The organism is Pseudomonas multiresinivorans (assembly GCF_012971725.1).
Taxonomy (GTDB): Bacteria; Pseudomonadota; Gammaproteobacteria; order Pseudomonadales; family Pseudomonadaceae; genus Pseudomonas; species Pseudomonas multiresinivorans.
Genome location: NZ_CP048833.1, coordinates 594044 through 616473 on the forward strand (window position 1 = coordinate 594044; position 22430 = coordinate 616473).

Annotated in this window: 20 protein-coding genes and 1 pseudogene; 17 read left to right on the forward strand and 4 right to left on the reverse strand. The window is 62.0% G+C overall.

The genetic code is table 11. From position 1 onward, the window contains the following. Positions 1-79 precede the first annotated feature (79 nt). From glyQ to G4G71_RS02795, 4 genes are all read left to right on the forward strand, one after another. Entirely contained in the window at positions 80-1027 is a 948-nt protein-coding gene (gene glyQ / locus G4G71_RS02780) for a glycine--tRNA ligase subunit alpha (RefSeq protein ID WP_015474809.1), read from the forward strand. Further along, positions 1027-3081: a glycine--tRNA ligase subunit beta gene (gene glyS / locus G4G71_RS02785; RefSeq protein ID WP_169935319.1), complete on the forward strand. Its 2055-nt coding sequence runs from the start codon at positions 1027-1029 to the stop codon at positions 3079-3081. The genes glyQ and glyS overlap by 1 nt, the downstream gene beginning before the upstream one ends. A 101-nt stretch (positions 3082-3182) precedes the next feature. Beyond that, a complete protein-coding gene (gene gmhB, locus G4G71_RS02790) occupies positions 3183-3713 on the forward strand; it encodes a D-glycero-beta-D-manno-heptose 1,7-bisphosphate 7-phosphatase (protein ID WP_169935320.1) in 531 nt (176 codons plus the stop codon). Between the two features lie 13 nt (positions 3714-3726). Further along, entirely contained in the window at positions 3727-4500 is a 774-nt protein-coding gene (locus G4G71_RS02795) for a lysophospholipid acyltransferase family protein (RefSeq protein WP_169935321.1), read from the forward strand. A 65-nt stretch (positions 4501-4565) separates the two neighbouring features. Here the strand turns inward: G4G71_RS02795 and gyrB are convergent, their stop codons facing one another. From gyrB to dnaA, 4 genes and pseudogenes are all read right to left on the reverse strand, one after another. Next, the gene (gyrB, locus tag G4G71_RS02800) at positions 4566-6983 is read right to left on the reverse strand and encodes a DNA topoisomerase (ATP-hydrolyzing) subunit B (RefSeq protein WP_169935322.1); all 2418 of its coding nucleotides are present in this window, start codon (positions 6981-6983) and stop codon (positions 4566-4568) included. A gap of 3 nt (positions 6984-6986) precedes the next feature. Continuing rightward, a pseudogene (gene recF, locus G4G71_RS02805) lies at positions 6987-8089 on the reverse strand (DNA replication/repair protein RecF). 9 nt (positions 8090-8098) lie between these two features. Beyond that, complete coding sequence (gene dnaN, locus G4G71_RS02810) at positions 8099-9205, reverse strand: DNA polymerase III subunit beta (protein ID WP_024765010.1); 1107 nt, start codon at positions 9203-9205, stop codon at positions 8099-8101. 29 nt (positions 9206-9234) lie between these two features. Next, the gene (dnaA, locus tag G4G71_RS02815) at positions 9235-10764 is read right to left on the reverse strand and encodes a chromosomal replication initiator protein DnaA (RefSeq protein WP_169935324.1); all 1530 of its coding nucleotides are present in this window, start codon (positions 10762-10764) and stop codon (positions 9235-9237) included. 521 nt (positions 10765-11285) lie between these two features. Between dnaA and rpmH the strand changes: the two genes are divergently transcribed. From rpmH to G4G71_RS02880, 13 genes are all read left to right on the forward strand, one after another. Then, a complete protein-coding gene (gene rpmH, locus G4G71_RS02820; RefSeq protein WP_003100258.1) occupies positions 11286-11420 on the forward strand; it encodes a 50S ribosomal protein L34 in 135 nt (44 codons plus the stop codon). A 14-nt stretch (positions 11421-11434) separates the two neighbouring features. After that, positions 11435-11842 (forward strand): ribonuclease P protein component, encoded by a 408-nt coding sequence (gene rnpA / locus G4G71_RS02825; protein WP_169935325.1) that lies wholly within the window; start codon positions 11435-11437, stop codon positions 11840-11842. After that, complete coding sequence (gene yidD, locus G4G71_RS02830; protein ID WP_037007231.1) at positions 11835-12083, forward strand: membrane protein insertion efficiency factor YidD; 249 nt, start codon at positions 11835-11837, stop codon at positions 12081-12083. The genes rnpA and yidD overlap by 8 nt, the downstream gene beginning before the upstream one ends. A gap of 2 nt (positions 12084-12085) precedes the next feature. Beyond that, positions 12086-13834 (forward strand): membrane protein insertase YidC, encoded by a 1749-nt coding sequence (gene yidC, locus G4G71_RS02835; RefSeq protein ID WP_169935326.1) that lies wholly within the window; start codon positions 12086-12088, stop codon positions 13832-13834. 107 nt (positions 13835-13941) lie between these two features. Continuing rightward, positions 13942-15309 (forward strand): tRNA uridine-5-carboxymethylaminomethyl(34) synthesis GTPase MnmE, encoded by a 1368-nt coding sequence (gene mnmE / locus G4G71_RS02840; protein WP_169935327.1) that lies wholly within the window; start codon positions 13942-13944, stop codon positions 15307-15309. Positions 15310-15855: 546 nt separating this feature from the next. Further along, positions 15856-17748 carry a tRNA uridine-5-carboxymethylaminomethyl(34) synthesis enzyme MnmG gene (gene mnmG, locus G4G71_RS02845; RefSeq protein ID WP_169935328.1) on the forward strand — a complete coding sequence of 631 codons (1893 nt, stop codon included), beginning with the start codon at positions 15856-15858 and terminating at the stop codon, positions 17746-17748. Continuing rightward, positions 17748-18398, forward strand: a complete 651-nt coding sequence (rsmG, locus tag G4G71_RS02850) for a 16S rRNA (guanine(527)-N(7))-methyltransferase RsmG (RefSeq protein WP_169935329.1) — start codon at positions 17748-17750, stop codon at positions 18396-18398. The genes mnmG and rsmG overlap by 1 nt, the downstream gene beginning before the upstream one ends. 18 nt (positions 18399-18416) lie before the next feature. Further along, the gene (locus G4G71_RS02855; RefSeq protein ID WP_024765005.1) at positions 18417-19205 is read left to right on the forward strand and encodes a ParA family protein; all 789 of its coding nucleotides are present in this window, start codon (positions 18417-18419) and stop codon (positions 19203-19205) included. A 17-nt stretch (positions 19206-19222) separates the two neighbouring features. Further along, complete coding sequence (locus tag G4G71_RS02860) at positions 19223-20095, forward strand: ParB/RepB/Spo0J family partition protein (RefSeq protein ID WP_169935330.1); 873 nt, start codon at positions 19223-19225, stop codon at positions 20093-20095. A gap of 150 nt (positions 20096-20245) precedes the next feature. Continuing rightward, positions 20246-20653, forward strand: a complete 408-nt coding sequence (locus G4G71_RS02865; protein WP_169935331.1) for a F0F1 ATP synthase subunit I — start codon at positions 20246-20248, stop codon at positions 20651-20653. Between the two features lie 16 nt (positions 20654-20669). Then, on the forward strand, positions 20670-21539 hold the full coding sequence (gene atpB, locus G4G71_RS02870; RefSeq protein ID WP_169935332.1) for a F0F1 ATP synthase subunit A: 870 nt from the start codon (positions 20670-20672) through the stop codon (positions 21537-21539). 110 nt (positions 21540-21649) lie between these two features. After that, positions 21650-21907 carry a F0F1 ATP synthase subunit C gene (gene atpE / locus G4G71_RS02875; protein ID WP_003457994.1) on the forward strand — a complete coding sequence of 86 codons (258 nt, stop codon included), beginning with the start codon at positions 21650-21652 and terminating at the stop codon, positions 21905-21907. Between the two features lie 52 nt (positions 21908-21959). Then, positions 21960-22430: a F0F1 ATP synthase subunit B gene (locus G4G71_RS02880; protein WP_017518842.1), complete on the forward strand. Its 471-nt coding sequence runs from the start codon at positions 21960-21962 to the stop codon at positions 22428-22430.

Here is a 22430-nt window from a genome sequence, read left to right on the forward strand (position 1 = left end):
ATCGCTGAGAAGCCCAAGCTGCAAGCGTCTTGCGGTATACTGCCGGGTTTTAGTCGCATATCCAGCACAGGTGAAATTCGTGAGCCAGACTACGCCCGCCGTGCCCACCTTCCAGGACCTGATCCTCGCCCTGCAAAAATACTGGGCCGATCAGGGCTGTGTGGTGCTGCAGCCCTACGACATGGAAGTAGGCGCCGGCACCTTCCACACCGCCACCTTCCTCCGCGCCGTGGGCCCGGAAACCTGGAACGCGGCGTACGTGCAACCCAGCCGCCGCCCCACCGACGGTCGCTACGGTGAAAACCCAAACCGCCTGCAGCACTACTACCAGTTCCAGGTAGTCCTCAAGCCCAACCCGGAAAACTTCCAGGAGCTGTACCTGGGCTCGCTGCAGGCCATCGGCATCGACCCGCTGGTGCACGACATCCGTTTCGTCGAGGACAACTGGGAATCGCCGACCCTTGGCGCCTGGGGCCTGGGCTGGGAAATCTGGCTGAACGGCATGGAAGTCACCCAGTTCACTTACTTCCAGCAAGTGGGCGGTATCGAGTGCTACCCGGTCACCGGTGAGATCACCTACGGCCTGGAGCGCCTGGCCATGTACATCCAGGGCGTCGACTCGGTGTACGACCTGGTGTGGGCCGACGGCCCGTTCGGCAAGGTCACCTATGGCGACGTGTTCCACCAGAACGAAGTGGAACAGTCGACCTACAACTTCGAGCACGCCAACGTCGAGAAACTGTTCGAGCTGTTCGACTTCTACGAAAGCGAAGCCAACCGCCTGATCGAGCTGCAACTGCCGCTGCCGACCTACGAGATGGTCCTCAAGGCCTCGCACACCTTCAACCTGCTGGACGCCCGCCGCGCCATCTCGGTGACCGAGCGCCAGCGCTACATCCTGCGCGTGCGCACCCTGGCCCGCGCCGTGGCGCAGAGCTACCTGCAGGCCCGCGCCCGCCTCGGCTTCCCGATGGCCACCCCCGAATTGCGTGATGAAGTACTGGCCAAGCTGAAGGAGGCCGAATAATGAGCGCGAAGGATTTCCTCGTCGAACTGGGCACTGAAGAGCTGCCACCCAAGGCGCTGAAGAGCCTCGGTGAAGCCTTCCTGGCCGGCATCGAGAAGGGCCTGAAGGCCGCTGGCCTGACCTACGCCGCCGCACGCTGCTACGCCGCGCCGCGCCGCCTGGCCGTGCAGATCGACCAGCTTGCCGTGCAGCAGCCCGACCGCACCGTGAACCTCGACGGCCCGCCGGTGCAGGCTGCCTTCGACGCCAGCGGCAACCCGACCCAGGCCGCCCTGGGCTTCGCCAAGAAGTGCGGCGTGGACCTGGAACTGATCGACAAGAGCGGCCCGAAGCTGAAATTCAGCCAGACCATCGCCGGCCAGCCCGCCGTTGGCCTGCTGCCGGGCATCGTCGAAACCTCGCTGAACGAGCTGCCGATTCCCAAGCGCATGCGCTGGGCTGCCCGTCGCGAAGAGTTCGTGCGTCCGACCCAGTGGCTGGTGATGCTGTTCGGCGATGACGTCGTCGACTGCGAGATCCTCACCAAGAAAGCCGGTCGCGAATCCCGCGGCCATCGCTTCCACAATCCGGCCAACGTGCGCATCACCGCTCCGGCCAACTACCTGGAAGACCTGCGCAGTGCCCACGTGCTGGCCGACTTCGCCGAGCGCCGCGAGATCATCTCCAGGCGCGTTGCCGAACTGGCCGCCGAGCAGAAGGGCAGCGCCATCGTCCCGGCCGACCTGCTGGATGAAGTGACCGCGCTGGTCGAGTGGCCGGTGCCGCTGGTGTGCTCCTTCGAGGAGCGCTTCCTCGCCGTGCCGCAGGAAGCCCTGATCACCACCATGCAGGACAACCAGAAGTACTTCTGCCTGCTGGATGCCAACGGCAAGCTGCTGCCGCGCTTCATCACCGTGGCCAACGTCGAGAGCAAGGCGCCGGAGAACATTGTTTCCGGCAACGAGAAGGTCGTGCGCCCGCGCCTGACCGACGCCGAATTCTTCTTCAAACAGGACCAGAAGCAGCCGCTGGAAGCCTTCAACGCTCGCCTGAAGAACGTGGTGTTCCAGGCCCAGCTCGGCACCGTCTACGAGAAGGCCGAGCGCGTGTCCAAGCTGGCCGCCTACATCGCCGAGCACATCGGCGGTGACGCGACCAACGCCGCCCGCGCCGGCATCCTCTCCAAGTGCGACCTGGCCACCGAGATGGTCGGCGAGTTCCCCGAGATGCAAGGCATCGCCGGTTACTACTACGCCACTGCCGGTGGCGAAGCCAAGGACGTCGCCCTGGCGCTGAACGAGCAGTACATGCCGCGCGGCGCTGGCGCGGAACTGCCGGGCACCCTGACCGGTGCCGCGGTCGCCGTGGCCGACAAACTTGACACCCTGGTCGGCATCTTCGGCATCGGCATGCTGCCCACCGGCAGCAAGGACCCGTACGCCCTGCGCCGTGCCGCCCTGGGCGTGCTGCGCATCCTCATCGAGAAGCAGCTGGACCTGGATCTGGTCGATGCCATCGGCGTCGCCGTGGCCCAGTACGGCGACAAGGTGAAGGCCGAGGGTCTGTCCGAGCAGGTACAGGACTTCGTCTTCGACCGCCTGCGTGCTCGCTACGAGGACGAAGGCGTGGACGTAGCCGTATACCAGGCCGTGCGCGCGCTCAAGCCGACCGCTCCGCTGGACTTCGACCAGCGCGTGCAGGCCGTTCAGGCGTTCCGCCAGTTGCCTGAAGCAGCCGCCCTGGCCGCCGCCAACAAGCGCGTGTCGAACATCCTGGCCAAGGCCGAAGGCGACGTGCCTGCCGCCGTCAACGCCAGCCTGTTCGCCGAGACCGCCGAGAAGGCCCTTGGCAGCGCCGTGGCAAGCGCCGAAGCGGAAGTAGCCCCGCTGGCCGCGGCTCGCGATTATCGTGCAGCCCTGGCCCAACTGGCGGCGTTGCGCGCGCCGGTCGATGCCTTCTTCGAGGAAGTGCTGGTCAACGCGGACGACAGCGCCGTGAAGGCCAACCGCTACGCGCTGCTGGCCAAGCTGCGCGGGCTGTTCCTCGGCGTCGCCGACATCTCGCTGCTGGGTTGATGCCTGCCTGAGGAAGCCGGGAGTTCGAAGCGGTTCGCCGTAACGGACTCCCGGCTTTTTCGTTTCCGACTCCTCCACGCGTCTGACTTACCGAAGCCCCCATGAAGCTACTGATCCTCGATCGCGACGGCGTCATCAACCAGGATTCCGACGACTACATCAAATCCCTCGCCGAGTGGATTCCGATCCCCAGCGCCATCACCGCCATCGCGCGCCTCAGCAAAGCCGGCTGGACCGTAGCCGTGGCCACCAACCAGTCCGGCATCGCCCGCGGCTATTACGACCTGGCGACGCTGGAAAGCATGCACGCGCGCCTGCGCGAACTGGTGGCGGAGCAGGGCGGTGAACTCGGGATGGTGGTCTACTGTCCCCATGGTCCCGACGACGGCTGCGACTGCCGCAAGCCGAAACCCGGTATGCTGCGACAGATAGCCCAGCACTACCGCGCAGATCTGAAAGGAGTCTGGTTCGTTGGTGACAGCCGGGGTGACCTGGACGCCGCGCTGGCCGTCGATTGTCTGCCCGTGTTGGTAAAGACCGGCAAGGGCGAGCGTACGTTGGCCAAGTCGTTGCCTGAAGGCACGCTGGTATTCGACGATCTGGCAGCGGTTGCCGACCACCTACTTTCCTGAGGATCCATCTCCCATGTCGATAGTGCAGGCCATCAGAACCGTTCTCTTCTACCTGCTGCTGTCGTCCAGCGCCTTCGTCTGGGGCACCCTCAGCCTGCTCATCGCGCCCTTCCTGCCATTCCGCGCGCGCTACCGATTCATCGCGCAGGCCTGGTGCAAGTTCGCCGTCTGGCTCGCCGGCGTGATGGTAGGCGTGCGCTACGAACTCAAGGGCGCGGAGAACATCCCGGACCAGCCCTGCGTGATCCTCGCCAAGCACCAGAGCACCTGGGAGACCTTCTTCCTCACCGGCTACTTCGAGCCACTCAGCCAGGTGCTCAAGCGCGAGCTGCTGTTCGTTCCCTTCTTCGGCTGGGCCATGGCGCTGCTCAAGCCCATTGCGATCAACCGCGACCAGCCGAAGCTGGCCCTCAAGCAGATCGCCAAGCAGGGCGACGAACGCCTCAAGCAGGGCGCCTGGGTACTGATCTTCCCGGAAGGCACCCGCGTTCCCACGGGCCAGATCGGCAAGTTCTCCCGCGGCGGCGCGGCGCTGGCGGTCAACGCCAACCTGCCGGTTCTGCCGATCGCGCACAACGCCGGGCACTGCTGGCCGAAGAACGGCTGGGCGAAGATCCCCGGCACCATCCAGGTGGTGATCGGCCCCGCCATGTATGCAGAAGGCGAGGGCGCACGCGCCATTACTGAACTCAACCAGCGCGCCGAGAACTGGGTTGCGCAGACCCTGCGCGAAATGGGCGAGCTGCCAGCCGATGCCACACCGCAGACAGTCGCCGAAGCCTCCTGACGCTCCTGCCGACAAAAGAAAAGGGCCCCGAAGGGCCCTTTCTTTTTGCCTGTAGCTTTCCCGAATCAGACGTCCAGGTTGGACACCGCCAGGGCGTTGCTCTCGATGAAGTCGCGGCGCGGCTCCACGGCATCGCCCATCAGGGTGTTGAACAGCTGGTCGGCGGCGATGGCATCCTCGATGGTCACCTTCAGCATGCGGCGCACGTTCGGGTCCATGGTGGTTTCCCACAGCTGGTCCGGGTTCATCTCGCCCAGTCCCTTGTATCGCTGGATGCTGTGACGCTTGGTGCCTTCGGTCATCAGCCACTCCAGGGCTTCCTTGAAGCTGCTGACGGCCTTCTTGCGCTCGCCCTTCTGCACATAGGCGCCTTCTTCCAACAGGCTGTTCAGCTTGGCGCCCAGCTCGGTCACCGAGCGGTAGTCATTGCTGGCGAAGAAGTCGCGGTTGAAGGTGACGTAGCTCGACAGGCCGTGGGCAACCATTTCGACCTCCGGCAGCCACAGGTGACGCTCGCGGTCTTCCCGCAGGTTGACCTTGTAGACCAGACCGGATTTCTCCGCGGCCTTCAGGCGAGCCTGGTACTGGTCCAGCCAGCCCTGCATGGCAGCCTGATCGCCCAGTTGGTCGACTTCGATGCGCGGCAGGTAGACGAAGTGCTCGGTCAGGTCCTGCGGATAGAGACGGGACAGGCGGGACAGCGTACGCATGACGGTGCGGTACTCGTTGACCAGCTTCTCCAGCGCTTCGCCGGACAGGCCCGGGGCGCTTTCGTTGACGTGCACGCTGGCCTCTTCGAGGGCCGACTGGGTCATGTACTCTTCCATGGCCACGTCGTCCTTGATGTACTGCTCCTGCTTGCCACGCTTGACCTTGTACAGCGGCGGCTGGGCGATGTAGATGTAGCCGCGCTCGACCAGCTCCGGCAGCTGACGGAAGAAGAAGGTCAGCAGCAGGGTACGGATGTGCGAACCGTCGACGTCAGCATCGGTCATGATGATGATGTTGTGGTAACGCAGCTTGTCGATGTTGTACTCCTCGCGACCGATACCGCAGCCCAGCGCAGTGATCAGCGTTCCGACCTCCTGGGAGGACAGCATCTTGTCGAAGCGAGCCTTCTCGACGTTGAGGATCTTGCCTTTGAGCGGCAGGATGGCCTGGGTCTTGCGGTTACGGCCCTGCTTGGCAGAACCGCCCGCGGAGTCACCTTCCACGATGTACAGTTCGGAGAGGGCGGGGTCCTTCTCCTGGCAGTCGGCGAGCTTGCCCGGCAGGCCGGCGATATCCAGCGCGCCCTTGCGGCGGGTCATCTCACGAGCCTTGCGCGCGGCTTCACGGGCGCGGGCGGCGTCGATCATCTTCCCGACCACAGCCTTGGCTTCGTTCGGGTTCTCCAGCAGGAAGTCGGCGAAGTACTTGCCCATCTCCTGTTCCACGGCGGTCTTCACCTCCGAGGAAACCAGCTTGTCCTTGGTCTGGGAACTGAACTTCGGATCCGGCACCTTCACCGAAATAATCGCAGTCAGACCTTCACGGGCGTCGTCGCCAGTGGTGGCGATCTTGAACTTCTTCGCCAGGCCTTCCTGTTCGATGTAGTTGTTCAGGTGACGGGTGAGGGCAGAGCGGAAGCCCGCCAGGTGAGTACCGCCGTCACGCTGGGGAATGTTGTTGGTGAAGCAGAGGATGTTCTCGTTGAAGCTGTCGTTCCACTGCAGGGCAACTTCCACGCCGACACCGTCTTCTTCACGCTGGCAGTTGAAGTGGAAGACCTGGTTCACCGCGGTCTTGTTGGTGTTCAGGTATTCGACGAAGGCGCGCAGGCCGCCCTCGTACTTGAACAGCTCTTCCTTGCCGGCACGCTCATCGCGCAGGACGATGCCCACGCCGGAGTTCAGGAAGGACAGTTCACGGATCCGCTTGGCCAGGATGTCCCAGCTGAAGTGGATATTGTGGAAGGTTTCCGGAGAGGGCTTGAAGTGAACCTCTGTGCCCGAACCTTCGGTATCGCCCACTGGGCGCAGCGGGAATTGCGGGACGCCGTGGTGATAAACCTGTTCCCAGACCTTGCCTTCGCGGCGGATGGTCAGGCGCAGCTCGTGGGAGAGGGCGTTCACCACCGACACACCTACGCCGTGCAGACCGCCGGAAACCTTGTAGCTGTTGTCGTCGAACTTACCGCCGGCGTGAAGGACGGTCATGATGACCTCGGCCGCGGAGACCCCTTCTTCCTTGTGGATATCCACCGGAATGCCGCGACCGTTGTCGCGCACGGTGATGGATTCATCGGTGTGAATGGTGATGCTGATCTCGCTGCAGTAGCCCGCCAGCGCTTCGTCGATCGAGTTGTCCACGACCTCGAATACCATGTGGTGCAGGCCAGTGCCGTCGTCGGTATCACCGATGTACATGCCCGGACGCTTACGTACGGCGTCCAGCCCCTTCAGTACCTTGATACTGGAAGAGTCGTAGGTGTTCTCGCTCATTCTTCACTCCCGATGGTAGTGTCCTGAGAGACGCGCCCATGTTCCACGTGGAACATCGACACCGGCGTTTCCATTTGCCAGCCGTCTTTCAATAAGTGCGGATCGACGCAGGTGATGAATACCTGGCAACCCAGATCTTCGAGAAGTCGGCACAAAGACAACCGATGCTTCTCATCCAATTCGGAGGGGAGATCGTCCACCAGGTAGACGCATTGCCCGCGCTTCGCCTGGTTGATCAAATGCCCCTGGGCGATCCGCAACGCGCAGACCACCAATTTCTGTTGACCGCGGGACAAGATCTCCGCGGCATTGTGTCCTCCCAGACGAATTCGCAGGTCCGCCCGTTGGGGCCCCGCCTGGGTGTGGCCCATCTGCTGATCACGCAACAGGCTGGACGACAGCACCTCGCTCAATTCGCGTTCCTTGTCCCATCCCCGGTAATAGCTGAGCGTCAGGTCATTGAGCTGGATGAGCTCGGCCAGAGTGCGCTCGAACTGGGGCTTCAAGGCCTGGATATAGGACCGACGATACGCATCGATTTCGTCGCTCGCCGAGCATAATTCCCTGTCCCACGCAGCTTGCGAAGCACCGTCCAGTCTACCATGTCGGAGCCACGAGTTCCGCTGCCGCAGGGCCTTCTGCAGTCTTTGCCAGGCGACCATGAAGCGTTGTTCCACGTGGAACACACCCCAGTCGAGAAACTGCCGGCGAATCTTCGGCGCACCTTCCAGCAGACGGAAACTGTCCGGATTGATCAGCTGCAGCGGCAAGGTCTCGGCGAGCTGGGCAGCACTGCGTGCATTCTGCCCATCGATACGAATCTGGAACTCACCCTGGCGATCCCGCGAAACCCCCAGACTGCTATCGAAGCCATTCCCCAGGCGCACCTGTCCGAACACCGTGCAGGCCGGTTCTTCGTACTGGATGACAGGTTGCAGACGCATGCTGCGGAAGGAGCGCGCGAGGCCGAGCAGATGGATGGCTTCCAGCACGCTGGTCTTGCCGCTGCCGTTTTCGCCGTAGAGGATGTTGATGCGGGGGGAGGGGGAGAAGGTCACCGGGTGCAGGTTGCGCACCGCGGTGACCGAAAGGCGGGTAAGGGACATCGATACGCGTCAGAGGCGCATCGGCATGACGACGTAGGCAGAATCGTCGTTGTCCGCTTCCTGCAGCAGCGCACTGCTGTTGGAGTCAGAGAGGATCATGCGTACCTGCTCGGTACCCATCACACCCAGGACGTCCAGCAGATAGCTGACGTTGAAGCCGATTTCCAGGCTGCCGCCGTTGTAGTCGACCTGCACTTCTTCTTCCGCCTCTTCCTGCTCCGGGTTGTTCGCCTGGATTTTCAGGAGGCCGTTGGAAAGCTGCAGACGGATACCACGGTACTTCTCATTGGAAAGAATCGCGGTACGGCTGAAGGCTTCACGTAGCACCTGGCGATCACCAATCACCAGCTTGTCACCGCCTTTGGGCAGCACACGCTCGTAATCGGGGAACTTGCCGTCCACCAGTTTGGACGTGAAGGTGAACTCGCCAGTGGTCGCGCGGATGTGGTGCTGGCCAAGAACGATGGAGACTTCGCCATCCTGCTCGGTCAACAAACGAGCCAGTTCGAGGATGCCTTTACGCGGCACGATCACCTGATGGCGATCCTGTGCTTCCGGCACGCCATTGCTCAGCGAGCACATGGCCAGGCGGTGACCGTCAGTAGCCACGGCGCGCAAGGTACCGCCACCGACTTCCAGCAGCATGCCGTTGAGGTAATAGCGAACATCCTGCTGCGCCATGGCGAAGCTGGTGCGATCGATCAGGCGACGCAGCTTGCTCTGCACCAGGCTGAAAGTCAGCGAGCCCGGGCCTTCTTCCACCGTGGGGAAGTCATTGGCGGGCAGGGTGGAGAGGGTGAAGCGGCTGCGGCCGGCTTTCACCAGGAGCTTCTGCTCGTCGACGCGGATATCGATCACGGCATCGCTGGGCAGGCTCTTGCAGATGTCCATCAGCTTTCGCGCCGGCACGGTGATTTCGCCCGGCTCAGCGGCGTCTTCCAGCGTGACACGGCCAACCAGCTCGACTTCGAGGTCGGTACCGGTGAGCGACAGTTGCTGACCTTCGACGACCAGCAGGACGTTGGAAAGAACCGGCAGCGTCTGGCGGCGCTCGACGACGCCAGCGACCAGCTGCAGGGGTTTCAACAGAGCTTCGCGTTGAATAGTGAAATGCATGGTCTAGTCCCTTGCCTCGTGAGGCTGCGTCAGGTGGTCAGAGTACGCAGCAGGTTCTTGTAGTCCTCGCGGATATCCGCGTCGGATTCCTTGAGTTGAGCGATCTTACGACAGGCGTGCAGCACCGTGGTGTGATCCCGACCGCCGAAGGCCACGCCGATCTCCGGCAGGCTGTGGTTGGTCAGTTCCTTGGAAAGTGCCATGGCAACCTGGCGCGGACGCGCCACCGAGCGCGAACGGCGCTTGGACAGCAGGTCGGCGATCTTGATCTTGTAGTACTCGGCGACAGTGCGTTGGATGTTGTCGATGCTGACCAGCTTGTCCTGCAGGGCCAGCAGATCCTTCAGCGACTCGCGGATCAGCTCGATGGTGATCGGCCTCCCCATGAAATGGGAGTGAGCGATCACGCGCTTCAGCGCGCCTTCCAGCTCTCGCACGTTGGAGCGAATGCGCTGGGCGATGAAGAACGCAGCGTCATGCGGCAACTCGACCTTGGCCTGCTCGGCCTTCTTCATCAGGATCGCCACGCGGGTTTCCAGTTCCGGCGGCTCCACGGCCACCGTCAGGCCCCAGCCGAAGCGTGACTTCAGGCGCTCTTCCAGGCCTTCGATTTCCTTCGGGTAACGGTCGCTGGTCAGGATGACCTGCTGGCCGCCTTCGAGGAGGGCGTTGAAGGTGTGGAAAAACTCTTCCTGGGAACGCTCCTTGCGGGCGAAGAACTGAATATCGTCGATCAGCAGAGCGTCCACCGAACGGTAGAAACGCTTGAACTCGTTGATGGCATTCAGCTGCAGCGCTTTCACCATGTCCGCGACGAAGCGTTCCGAATGCAGGTACACGACCTTGGCATTGGGATTCTTCTTCAGCAGGTGGTTACCCACAGCGTGCATCAAGTGGGTTTTACCCAGGCCGACGCCCCCATAAAGGAAGAGCGGGTTGTAGCCGTGCTTGAGGTTGTCCGCTACCTGCCAGGCTGCCGCGCGGGCCAACTGGTTCGATTTACCCTCGACGAAGTTCTCGAAGGTAAAGGTGCGGTTGAGGTAGCTGGTGTGCTTGAGCGCACCTTCTACCTGCACGTTGCGCTCGGTGCGCACGGCAGCTGCGGGCATCGCGGCCGCCAGCGGGTCGATCCCCGGGCTAGATTCGTCGAGATCGGCGATGGTCTGCACCGGCGCCGCCTGGATTGGCTGGGGCTCGGAAACAGGCATCGCGACGGGCGCCGGAGCAAAGGACATCGGCGCCACCGCCGGTTGCGCGACCGGTTGCACGTTGACCTGAGGCGTCGGTACCAGGGCCGGCCTGGGCGTGCGGCTACGGCGACTGCCGATCAGCAGCGAAATCGCCGGGATCTGGCCATTGCCACGCTCGCCCAGCAGCTCCAGCAGGCGCCCCATGTACTTCTCATTGACCCAGTCGAGTACGAAGCGGTTGGGTGCGTAGACGCGCAACTCTTCCCCTTCGGCCTCGACCTGCAAAGGACGAATCCAGGTGTTGAATTGCTGGGACGGCAGCTCGTCGCGCAGAAGCTCCACGCACTGCTGCCAAAGTTCCACGGACACGGATATCCCCCAAAAGAAGTCGCAAAGCGAAACAGACCGCCATTGTATCCCCGCCAGACCAACTTATCCACAGTTAAGCGTGCCAGGACACAAGCAAAATCAAGGTGTTAATGATTTTACCGGCGGTCGGGTAATAGCGCCTTGAACCTTGTGGATAACAGCTTGATGGGGCAGGGGACGACGCAGGGGATCAATCTGTGGAAAAAATCCCTGTGGAAAAATCTGCATTCCATACCCAGCTTTCCAACCGGCTCCCCACAAGCCGCACACCACTTCCCGACAAGGTTATCATTGGCCGCGGCCCGCTCACCCCGTACCCTGGGATGAGTTATGCACAGGCAGGTGCCTGCATAAACATAATCATCGCTTCAATCTTTAAAGAAAGAGATTTCCTTCCTTTCTATAGATTTTGTTTCCGATGCTGGTTGGAAATTGACCTGACCGCGTGATTTCACTAGAATCGCCGGTCTCTTTAAACGGGGTCACTGCGACCTCATGTCGTCAAACCCAGGTACCGAATCATGAAACGTACTTTCCAACCCAGCACCCTCAAGCGCGCTCGCGTTCACGGCTTCCGCGCTCGCATGGCCACCAAGAACGGTCGTCAGGTTCTGTCGCGTCGTCGCGCCAAGGGCCGCAAGCGTCTGACCGTCTGATTTGCCCGACACAGGTGGTGAGTCAAGATTTCAGCCGGAAAAAACGTCTTCTGACAGCCCGGCAATTCACAGCAGTCTTCGACTCCCCCACCTCCAAGGTTCCCGGCAAGCACATTCTGCTGCTGGCGCGCGAAAACGGTCTCGATCATCCCCGCCTCGGCCTGGTGATCGGCAAAAAGAACGTCAAGCTCGCCGTCGAGCGTAACCGCCTTAAACGTCTTCTCCGCGATTCCTTCCGCCTCAACCAGCAGAAGCTGGCTGGTCTGGATATCGTGGTGATCGCGCGCAAGGGCCTTGGCGATCTGGAGAATCCGGAGCTGCATCAGCAGTTCGGCAAACTCTGGAAGCGCCTGTTGCGCAATCGGCCAAATCCGGAACCTGCGACAGAATCCCCGGGAGTGGCCGACAGTTCCCATGCGTAGACTGGCGCTGTTACTGATCCAGTTTTACCGCTACGCCATCAGTCCCATGATGGGCAGGCACTGTCGTTTCTACCCCAGCTGTTCCTGCTACGCGCAGGAGGCCATTGAAATCCATGGCTTCCTGCGTGGTGGCTGGCTGGCCGCTCGTCGCCTAGGCCGCTGCCATCCCTGGCACCCCGGTGGCTACGATCCGGTACCGCCAGACCCTTCCAAGCCCGCCCCTTCCTCGACGGCCGAGTAACCATGGACATCAAACGTTCAATCCTATTCGTCGCCCTGGCAATCGTGTCCTACGCGCTGGTTCTCCAGTGGAACAAGGACTACGGCCAGCCCGAACTGCCGGCGCAGACCGCGACCTTCAATCAGACTGAAGGCCTGCCGGACACTTCCGTGCCTGCCGGCAACGCGGCCAACGCTGACGTACCCACCACGCAGAACGCACAGGCCAGCCTGCCCAACGAGCAGAAGCCGGCGGTAGCCAGCGAACAACTGATCCGCGTGAAGACCGATGTTCTGGACCTGACCATCGACCCGCGCGGTGGCGACGTGATCAGACTCGGCCTGACCCAGTACCCGCTGCGCCAGGACCGCCCGGATGTGCCGTTCCCGCTGTTCGAGCGTGACAACCAGCGTACCTATCTGGCCCAGAGCGGCCTGACCGGTGCCAATGGTCCGGACGCCGCTGCCAGCGGGCGCCCGCTCTACGCTTCGGCTAAACCCGTCTACGAACTGGCGGACGGCCAGGACCAGATGGTCGTCGACCTGACTTATGCACAGGACGGCGTCAGCTACATCAAGCGCTTCACCTTCCACCGCGGCCTGAAAAACGACTGCACCGAGAAGGAAAAGGCGCAGAAGAAGCTCGAGTGCATCAACCCCAATGCCTATCAGGTCGGCGTGAGCTACCTGATCGACAACCAGAGCGACAAACCGTGGAGCGCCTCGCTGTTCGCCCAGCTCAAGCGTGACGCCAGCGTCGACCCGTCCTCCACCACCGCTACCGGTGTGTCGACTTACCTCGGCGCCGCGGTCTGGACCCCTGAAAAGCCCTACGTAAAAGTGTCCATGAAGGACATGGACAAGGAGCAGTTCAAGGAAACCGTCCAGGGTGGCTGGGTAGCCTGGCTGCAGCACTACTTCGTCACCGCCTGGGTCCCCGCCAAGGGCGATACCCACAGCGTGATGACCCGCAAGGACGCCCAGGGCAACTACATCGTCGGCTACACCGGCCCCAACCTGACGGTTGCGCCGGGTGCCAAGGGCGAAACCAGCATGACCCTGTACGCCGGCCCCAAACTGCAGGCGTACCTGAAGGAACTCTCCCCGGGCCTGGAACTGACCGTCGACTACGGTCCGCTGTGGTTCATCGCCCAGCCGATCTTCTGGCTGCTGCAACATATCCACAACCTGGTAGGTAACTGGGGCTGGTCGATCATCTTCCTGACCATCGTCATCAAACTGGCCTTCTTCCCGCTGTCGGCTGCCAGCTACCGCTCCATGGCCCGCATGCGCGCCGTGTCGCCGAAACTGGCCGCCCTGAAGGAACAGCATGGCGACGATCGCCAGAAGATGTCCCAGGCGATGATGGAGCTGTACAAGAAGGAGAAGATCAATCCGCTGGGCGGCTGCCTGCCGATCCTGGTGCAGATGCCGGTCTTCCTCTCCCTGTACTGGGTACTCCTGGAAAGCGTCGAGATGCGCCAGGCCCCGTGGCTGGGTTGGATCGTCGACCTGTCGGTGAAGGATCCGTTCTTCATCCTGCCGATCATCATGGGCGCCACCATGCTGGTTCAGCAGATGCTCAACCCGACTCCGCCGGACCCCATGCAGGCCAAGGTGATGAAGCTGATGCCGATCATCTTCACCTTCTTCTTCCTGTGGTTCCCGGCCGGCCTGGTTCTGTACTGGGTTGTGAACAACTGCCTGTCCATCGCGCAGCAGTGGTACATTACCCGTCGGATCGAGGCTGCCGCGAAGAAGGCTTCCGCCTGATATCGCAGCCTGACACCGATCGACAAGACGCCCCCTCGTGGGGCGTTTTGCTATGTGGATAACTTTGCTTTCCCGCGCGCCATGAACACCACCGCGAGACCGCCGACATGAATACAGCCCGTGAAACCATCGCCGCCGTCGCCACCGCTCAGGGCCGTGGTGGGGTGGGCATCGTCCGCGTCTCCGGCCCCCGTGCCCGCGCCATGGCCATTACCCTGAGCGGACGCGAGCCGCAGCCGCGCCATGCGCACTACGGGCCGTTCCATGCCGATGATGGCGACGTCATCGACGAAGGCCTGCTGCTCTTCTTCCCCGGCCCGAATTCCTTCACCGGCGAGGATGTGCTTGAGCTCCAGGGCCACGGCGGCCCGGTGGTGATGGATATGCTGCTGCAACGTTGCCTGGAGCTGGGAGCGCGCCAGGCCCGTCCGGGTGAGTTCAGCGAACGCGCGTTCCTCAATGACAAGCTCGACCTGGCCCAGGCAGAAGCCATCGCCGACCTTATCGAAGCCAGCTCGGCCCAGGCTGCGCGCAATGCCGTGCGTTCACTGCAAGGGGAATTCTCCCGCCGTGTGCACAGCCTGACCGATCAATTGATCGGCCTGCGCATGTATGTCGAGGCCGCCATCGACTTCCCGGAAGAGGAAATCGACTTCCTCGCCGATGGACATGTGCTGTCGCAACTGGATGCGGTGCGCGCAGAACTTGCCTCGGTGCTGCGCGAGGCTGGCCAGGGCGCGCTGCTGCGCGATGGCATGACCGTGGTGATCGCCGGACGTCCCAACGCCGGCAAATCGAGCCTGCTGAACGCTCTGGCCGGCCGCGAAGCCGCCATCGTCACCGATATCGCCGGCACCACCCGCGACGTGCTGCGCGAACATATCCACATCGACGGCATGCCGCTGCACATCATCGATACCGCCGGCCTGCGCAGCACCGACGACCATGTGGAAAAGATCGGCGTGGAACGCGCGCTAAAGGCGATCAACGAAGCCGACCGGGTACTCCTGGTTGTCGACTCCACCGCACCGGAAGCCAGCGACCCCTTCGCGCTGTGGCCAGAGTTCCTCGACAGCCGCCCTGATCCGGCGCACGTGACCCTGATCCGCAACAAGGCGGATTTATCCACAGAGTGCATCGGGCTGGAAGAGAGCGCTGACGGCCACGTTACGATCACTCTATCAGCCCGTTCCGGTAATGGCCTGGACCTGCTGCGCGAACACCTGAAGGCCTGCATGGGCTTCGAGCAGACCGCCGAGAGCAGCTTCAGCGCCCGCCGGCGGCACCTCGAGGCCCTGCGCCAGGCAGGAGACAGCCTCGAACACGGCCGCGCACAGCTCACCCTGAGCGGCGCGGGCGAACTGCTGGCCGAGGACCTGCGCCAGGCCCAGCAGGCACTTGGCGAGATTACCGGCGCCTTCACGCCGGACGACCTTCTGGGCCGAATCTTCTCCAGCTTCTGCATCGGCAAGTAATCCACAACCCGGCCTTTCCCTACCGGTGACGGAGCCATTCCGTCGCCGCGCGTCCTGCTGCCTCCGTTTTCCCTCTGGAACATCTATCCACAGCCATGAATTCATCTTAAGCCTAGTGATACGTGGCTTTCAGAGAATAAAAGACGCCTTCCACAGGCGTTCGTGAACCTTGTGGAAAAGTACCGTACAGCTCAGTAGACAACCCCTGCACCATCCTGTTGATAAATCCACCTGTTGATAACATGGCACTTCATCCACAGGCTGAACACGGGAGATCCCCTGCAACCTGACAGCATCGACACAGGGTTGTTATCGGCTGAAACAGTGATGATTCAAGGCCTGCATCAGCTTATCCACAGAAAACCGCTTCACCATACATAAACACAAGCTCTAAAAAGATTTAAAAAAGTTCCTCTCTTTTATTTTCTATAGCGTCGAACAAAACCGATTGGCTGTTTTTTGTTCAGCGCCTTCAATCGAAAGCCCTTAACCCCTATACTGTCCGGCTCTCTTCTTTCTCCTTGATCAACAGGCACGAGGTGCGTGGTGGATTTCCCTTCCCGTTTTGACGTGATCGTGATCGGCGGCGGCCATGCCGGCACAGAGGCCGCATTAGCGGCTGCACGCATGGGCGTGAAGACGCTGCTGCTCACCCACAATGTGGAAACCCTCGGCCAGATGAGCTGCAACCCCGCCATCGGTGGGATCGGCAAGAGCCATCTGGTCAAGGAAATCGATGCCCTGGGCGGCGCCATGGCGCTGGCTACCGATAAAGGCGGCATCCAGTTCCGCGTACTGAACAGCCGCAAGGGCCCGGCCGTACGCGCTACTCGTGCACAGGCAGACCGCATCCTCTACAAGGCAGCGGTGCGTGAAATCCTCGAGAACCAGCCCAACCTCTGGATATTCCAGCAATCCTGCGATGACCTGATCGTCGAGCAGGATCAGGTGCGCGGCGTGGTGACCCAGATGGGTCTGAAATTCCATGCGGATAACGTCGTGCTCACCGCCGGTACCTTCCTCGGCGGACTTATCCACATCGGTCTGCAGAATTACTCCGGCGGCCGCGCAGGCGATCCGCCCTCCATCGCCCTGGCCAAGCGCCTTCGCGAGCTGCCCCTGCGTGTCGGTCGCCTGAAGACCGGGACGCCTCCGCGCATCGATGGTCGCAGCGTCGATTTCAGCGTGATGACCGAACAACCGGGCGATACCCCGATTCCGGTGATGTCCTTCCTCGGTTCCAGGGAAATGCATCCGCGCCAGGTCAGTTGCTGGATCACCCACACCAACTCGCGGACCCACGAGATCATCGCGTCCAACCTCGATCGCTCGCCCATGTACTCCGGTGTGATCGAAGGTGTCGGCCCGCGTTACTGCCCGTCGATCGAAGACAAGATCCATCGCTTCGCCGACAAGGACAGCCATCAGGTCTTCCTCGAACCCGAGGGCCTGACCACGCACGAGCTTTATCCGAACGGCATCTCCACTTCGCTGCCCTTCGACGTGCAACTGGATATCGTTCGTTCTATCCGCGGCATGGAGAACGCACACATCGTCCGTCCGGGCTACGCCATCGAGTACGACTACTTCGATCCGCGCGACCTGAAGTACAGCCTGGAAACCAAGGTCATCGACGGCCTGTTCTTCGCTGGCCAGATCAACGGCACCACCGGCTACGAAGAAGCCGGCGCCCAGGGCCTGCTCGCCGGCACCAACGCCGCACTGCGTTCGCAAGGCCGCGACAGCTGGTGCCCGCGTCGTGACGAGGCCTACATCGGCGTACTGGTCGACGACCTGATCACCCTCGGCACCCAGGAGCCGTACCGCATGTTCACGTCGCGCGCCGAATACCGGCTGATCCTGCGCGAGGACAATGCCGACCTGCGCCTGACCGAGAAAGGCCGCGAGCTGGGTCTGATCGACGACGAGCGCTGGGCAGTATTCGAAGCCAAGCGCGAAGGTATCGAGCGTGAAGAGCAGCGTCTGAAGAGCACCTGGGTTCGCCCGAACACTGCGCAGGGCGATGCCATCGCCGAGCGCTTCGGTACGCCGCTGGCCCATGAATACAACCTGCTCAACCTGCTGGCCCGACCGGAAATCGACTACGCCAGCCTGGCCGAAGTGACCGGCGCTGGCGCAGAAGACCCGCAGGTCGCCGAACAGGTGGAGATCCGCACCAAGTACGCCGGCTACATCGATCGCCAGCAGGAAGAGATCGCTCGCCTGCGTGCCAGCGAGGACACCCGCCTGCCTGTGGATATCGACTACCAGTCCATTTCCGGGCTGTCGAAGGAGATCCAGCTCAAGCTGGGTAATGCCCGACCGGAAACCCTCGGTCAGGCCGGCCGCATCCCGGGCGTGACCCCGGCGGCGATTTCCCTGTTGCTGATCCATCTGAAGAAGCGCTCGTCCGGCCGTCAGCTGGAGCAGAGCGCCTGATGTCCCTGGTCACTGCCCGCCACGCCGACGAACTCGCGCGTGGCATCCAGACGCTCGGCCTGGATATCGACGCCGTTGCCCAGCAACGCCTGCTGGACTACCTGGCCCTGCTGGCCAAGTGGAACAAGGCCTACAACCTCACCGCCGTGCGCGATGTGGATGAAATGGTCTCGCGCCACCTGCTCGACAGCCTGAGCATCGTCGCGCAATTCGAAGCCGCCGGCGGTGAGCGCTGGCTGGATGTCGGCAGCGGTGGAGGCATGCCCGGCATACCGCTGGCCATCCTGTACCCCGCAAAGTCCCTGACCCTGCTGGACAGCAATGGCAAGAAGACCCGCTTCCTGACCCAGGTGAAGCTGGAGCTCAAGCTCGACAACCTGCAGGTTATCCACAGCAGGGTGGAAGCCTTCCAGCCCGAGCAGCCGTTCAACGGGATCGTCTCCCGGGCTTTCAGCAGCCTCGAAGACTTCACGAACTGGACGCGTCACCTGGGTGACACTCGAACCAACTGGCTGGCCATGAAAGGCGTGCACCCCAGCGACGAGCTCGCGGCACTCCCGGAGGATTTCCGGGTCGAAGCCGAACACGCTCTGGCGGTGCCGGGTTGCCAAGGCCAGCGCCATCTGCTGATACTGCGCCGCACTGCATGACGGGGAGTGGGGAAAACCATGGCTAAGGTATTCGCGATCGCCAACCAGAAGGGTGGCGTCGGCAAGACCACGACCTGTATCAACCTCGCGGCATCGCTGGTCGCTACCAAGCGACGCGTGCTGCTGATCGACCTCGATCCACAGGGCAACGCCACCACTGGCAGTGGTGTGGATAAGTTGTCCCTGGACCATTCCATCTACGACGTGCTCACCGGCGAATGCGACCTGGCCCAGGCCATGCAGTTCTCCGAGCACGGCGGCTACCAGCTGCTGCCCGCCAACCGCGACCTCACCGCGGCAGAAGTGGTGCTGCTGGAGATGGACATGAAGGAGCATCGTCTGCGCCACGCGCTGGCGCCGATCCGCGAGAACTACGACTTCATCCTCATCGACTGCCCGCCGTCGCTGTCGATGCTGACGGTCAACGCACTGTCCGCCTCGGACGGCGTGATCATCCCCATGCAGTGCGAGTACTACGCACTGGAAGGGCTGACCGACCTGATGAACAGCATCCAGCGCATCGCCGAGCGCCTGAACCCGGCGCTGAAGATCGAAGGCCTGCTGCGCACCATGTACGACCCGCGCATCAGCCTGACCAACGACGTCAGCGCGCAGCTGCAGGAACACTTCGGCGACAAGCTCTACACCACCGTGATCCCGCGCAACGTGCGACTCGCTGAAGCCCCCAGCTTCGGCATGCCGGCGCTGGTCTACGACAAGCAATCGCGCGGTGCCCTCGCCTACCTGGCGCTGGCCGGCGAGCTGGTGCGCCGTCAGCGTGCCGCCCGCACCACCGCACCCGCCTAAGAGATTAAGGAACCCGCATGGCCGCCAAGAAACGAGGTCTCGGACGCGGGCTGGACGCCCTGCTCAGTGGCTCCAGCGCCGCTACGCTGCAGGAAGAAGCCGTTCAGGTGGACAGCAGGGAGCTGCAACACCTGCCGCTGGACCTGATCCAGCGCGGCAAGTACCAGCCCCGCCGCGACATGGACCCGCAGGCCCTCGAGGAGCTCGCCCAGTCGATCAAGGTCCAGGGCGTGATGCAGCCCATCGTGGTGCGCCCCATCGGCAACGGTCGCTACGAGATCATCGCCGGCGAGCGCCGCTGGCGCGCCACCCAGCAGGCCGGCCTGGACAAGATCCCGGCGATGGTCCGCGAAGTGCCCGATGAAGCTGCCATCGCCATGGCGCTGATCGAGAACATCCAGCGCGAGGACCTCAACCCCATCGAGGAAGCGGCCGCGCTGCAGCGCCTGCAGCAGGAATTCCAGCTGACCCAGCAACAGGTCGCCGACGCCGTGGGCAAATCCCGCGTAACCGTCGCCAACCTGTTGCGGCTGATCGCCCTGCCGGAAGAGATCAAGACCCTGCTCTCCCATGGTGACCTGGAAATGGGCCATGCCCGCGCATTGCTCGGACTGCCGGAAAATCGGCAGGTTGAGGGTGCGCGACATGTTGTCGCACGCGGTTTCACCGTGCGTCAGACCGAAGCACTAGTGCGCCAGTGGCTCAATACATCCGAGGAACCTGTCAAAACGGTCAGGACCGACCCCGACATCAGCCGTCTGGAACAGCGCCTGGCTGAGCGCCTGGGCGCTCCCGTGCAGATTCGCCACGGGCAGAAGGGCAAGGGCCAGTTGGTGATCCGATACAACTCCCTCGACGAGTTGCAGGGTGTACTCGCCCACATACGTTGATACGAACGTCTATGTAGGGGTTAGGGAAAATCACTACCTGACGGTTGAATGGGTATGCCGCGCCACCTATACTCTGCGCGCAATTTTGTCGGCACAAAGTATGCCAAGTTGTTGATTTGTGAAGCCGACGCCAGAGGACTGTGAGTAAAGATGGAACCCCGCAAGCCCAATCGTTTGCCCTTCCATCGCCAGCCGGCTTTTAGCCTGCTGCTCGTCCAACTGGTGCTGCTGCTTATCGGTGCAGCAACCCTGTGGTTTGCCCGGGGATCGGTCGCAGGCTATTCCGGCTTATTGGGTGGCCTGATTGCGTGGTTGCCGAATCTGTACTTTGCTCGCAAGGCGTTCCGTTACAGCGGAGCGCGTTCTGCCCAGCTGATAGTCCGGTCCTTCTATGCCGGTGAGGCGGGAAAACTGATTCTGACGGCAGTGCTCTTCGCACTGACGTTCGCAGGTGTGAAGCCACTGGCGCCGCTGGCGCTGTTCGGCATCTACCTGCTGACCCTGGCGGTCAGCTGGTTGGCACCCCTGCTGATGCGAAACACATTTACAAGACCTTAGAGCGATTGAGGCAAACATGGCAGCAGAAAGCGCTTCGGGTTACATCCAGCACCACTTGCAGAACCTGACTCTGGGTCGTCTGCCGGATGGTTCCTGGGGGTTCGCCCACACCGCCGAACAAGCCAAGGAAATGGGCTTCTGGGCATTCCACGTTGATACCCTGGGCTGGTCCGTATTCCTCGGCCTGGTGTTCATCCTTATCTTCCGCATGGCCGCCAAGAAGGCTACCAGCGGTCAACCCGGCGGCCTGCAGAACTTCGTTGAAGTGCTGGTGGAGTTCGTCGACGGCAGCGTGAAGGACACCTTCCACGGCCGTAATCCGCTCATCGCACCACTGGCGCTGACCGTGTTCGTCTGGATCTTCCTGATGAACCTGATCGACCTGGTGCCCGTGGACTTCCTGCCGCTGGCGGCTCAGGCGGTCACCGGCAATGAGCATCTGTTCTTCCGCGCCGTGGCCACTACCGATCCGAACGCCACCTTCGGCATGTCGATCGCAGTGTTCGCGCTGATCATCTTCTACAGCATCAAGGTCAAGGGTATCGGCGGCTTCCTCGGCGAACTGACCCTGCACCCGTTCAACAGCAAGAACATGGTGGTTCAGATCATCCTGATCCCGGTGAACTTCCTGCTGGAGTTCGTGACCCTGATCGCCAAGCCGGTATCCCTGGCACTGCGTCTGTTCGGCAACATGTACGCCGGCGAGCTGATCTTCATCCTGATCGCCGTGATGTTCGGCTCCGGCATTCTCTGGCTGGGCGGCATGGGTGTCGTGCTGAACTGGGCGTGGGCCGTGTTCCACATCCTGATCATCACCCTGCAGGCCTTCATCTTCATGATGCTGACCATCGTCTACCTGTCGATGGCGCACGAAGACAGCCACTGATCCCAAGATTCTGTACGCCCACTCCCTCATGGGAGTGGGCGTAAGAAGAGCTTCACCACCTTAACTTGCTTCAACCTTTAACCAACACGACAAAAAAGTCGGGAGGAAAAATGGAAACTGTAGTTGGACTCACTGCTATCGCCGTTGCTCTGCTGATCGGTCTGGGCGCTCTGGGTACCGCCATCGGCTTCGGCCTGCTGGGCGGCAAGTTCCTGGAAGGCGCTGCTCGTCAGCCGGAAATGGTTCCGATGCTGCAGGTCAAAATGTTCATCGTCGCCGGCCTGCTCGACGCCGTGACCATGATCGGCGTTGGTATCGCTCTGTTCTTCACCTTCGCTAACCCGTTCATTGCTCAGGTTGCCCAGTAATTTCCGCAACGCGGAAATCTGTGACTGAACAACGAACGAGCGAGGTATTGGCGTGAACATTAATGCAACTCTGATCGGCCAGGCCATCGCGTTCGCCATCTTCGTCCTGTTCTGCATGAAGTTCGTGTGGCCTCCGGTCATCGCGGCTCTGCACGAGCGTCAGAAGAAGATCGCCGACGGCCTGGACGCTGCCAACCGCGCGGCTCGTGACCTGGAACTGGCTCACGAGAAAGCGGGTCAGCAACTGCGCGAAGCCAAGGCTCAGGCAGCCGAAATCATCGAGCAGGCGAAGAAGAGCGCTAACCAGATCGTTGACGAAGCCCGTGATCAGGCCCGTGCCGAAGGTGATCGCATGATCGCTCAGGCCAAAGCCCAGATCGAACAGGAACTCAACAGCGTCAAAGACGCCCTGCGTGCCCAAGTGGGTGCCCTGGCTGTCTCCGGCGCCGAGAAGATCCTGGGTGCTTCGATCGATGCCAACGCGCAAAAGCAGCTGGTTGATCAACTGGCCGCCGAGATCTAA

Excerpts from the sequence above, each read along its gene's own strand:
- glyS (WP_169935319.1), top strand. The coding sequence starts at position 1,027 with ATGAGCGCGAAGGATTTCCTCGTCGAACTGGGCACTGAAGAGCTGCCA.
- gmhB (WP_169935320.1), top strand. The coding sequence starts at position 3,183 with ATGAAGCTACTGATCCTCGATCGCGACGGCGTCATCAACCAGGATTCC.
- G4G71_RS02795 (WP_169935321.1), top strand. The coding sequence starts at position 3,727 with ATGTCGATAGTGCAGGCCATCAGAACCGTTCTCTTCTACCTGCTGCTG.
- gyrB (WP_169935322.1), bottom strand. The coding sequence starts at position 6,983 with ATGAGCGAGAACACCTACGACTCTTCCAGTATCAAGGTACTGAAGGGG.
- dnaN (WP_024765010.1), bottom strand. The coding sequence starts at position 9,205 with ATGCATTTCACTATTCAACGCGAAGCTCTGTTGAAACCCCTGCAGCTG.
- rpmH (WP_003100258.1), top strand. The coding sequence starts at position 11,286 with ATGAAACGTACTTTCCAACCCAGCACCCTCAAGCGCGCTCGCGTTCAC.
- yidD (WP_037007231.1), top strand. The coding sequence starts at position 11,835 with ATGCGTAGACTGGCGCTGTTACTGATCCAGTTTTACCGCTACGCCATC.
- yidC (WP_169935326.1), top strand. The coding sequence starts at position 12,086 with ATGGACATCAAACGTTCAATCCTATTCGTCGCCCTGGCAATCGTGTCC.
- mnmE (WP_169935327.1), top strand. The coding sequence starts at position 13,942 with ATGAATACAGCCCGTGAAACCATCGCCGCCGTCGCCACCGCTCAGGGC.
- rsmG (WP_169935329.1), top strand. The coding sequence starts at position 17,748 with ATGTCCCTGGTCACTGCCCGCCACGCCGACGAACTCGCGCGTGGCATC.
- G4G71_RS02855 (WP_024765005.1), top strand. The coding sequence starts at position 18,417 with ATGGCTAAGGTATTCGCGATCGCCAACCAGAAGGGTGGCGTCGGCAAG.
- G4G71_RS02860 (WP_169935330.1), top strand. The coding sequence starts at position 19,223 with ATGGCCGCCAAGAAACGAGGTCTCGGACGCGGGCTGGACGCCCTGCTC.
- G4G71_RS02865 (WP_169935331.1), top strand. The coding sequence starts at position 20,246 with ATGGAACCCCGCAAGCCCAATCGTTTGCCCTTCCATCGCCAGCCGGCT.
- atpB (WP_169935332.1), top strand. The coding sequence starts at position 20,670 with ATGGCAGCAGAAAGCGCTTCGGGTTACATCCAGCACCACTTGCAGAAC.
- atpE (WP_003457994.1), top strand. The coding sequence starts at position 21,650 with ATGGAAACTGTAGTTGGACTCACTGCTATCGCCGTTGCTCTGCTGATC.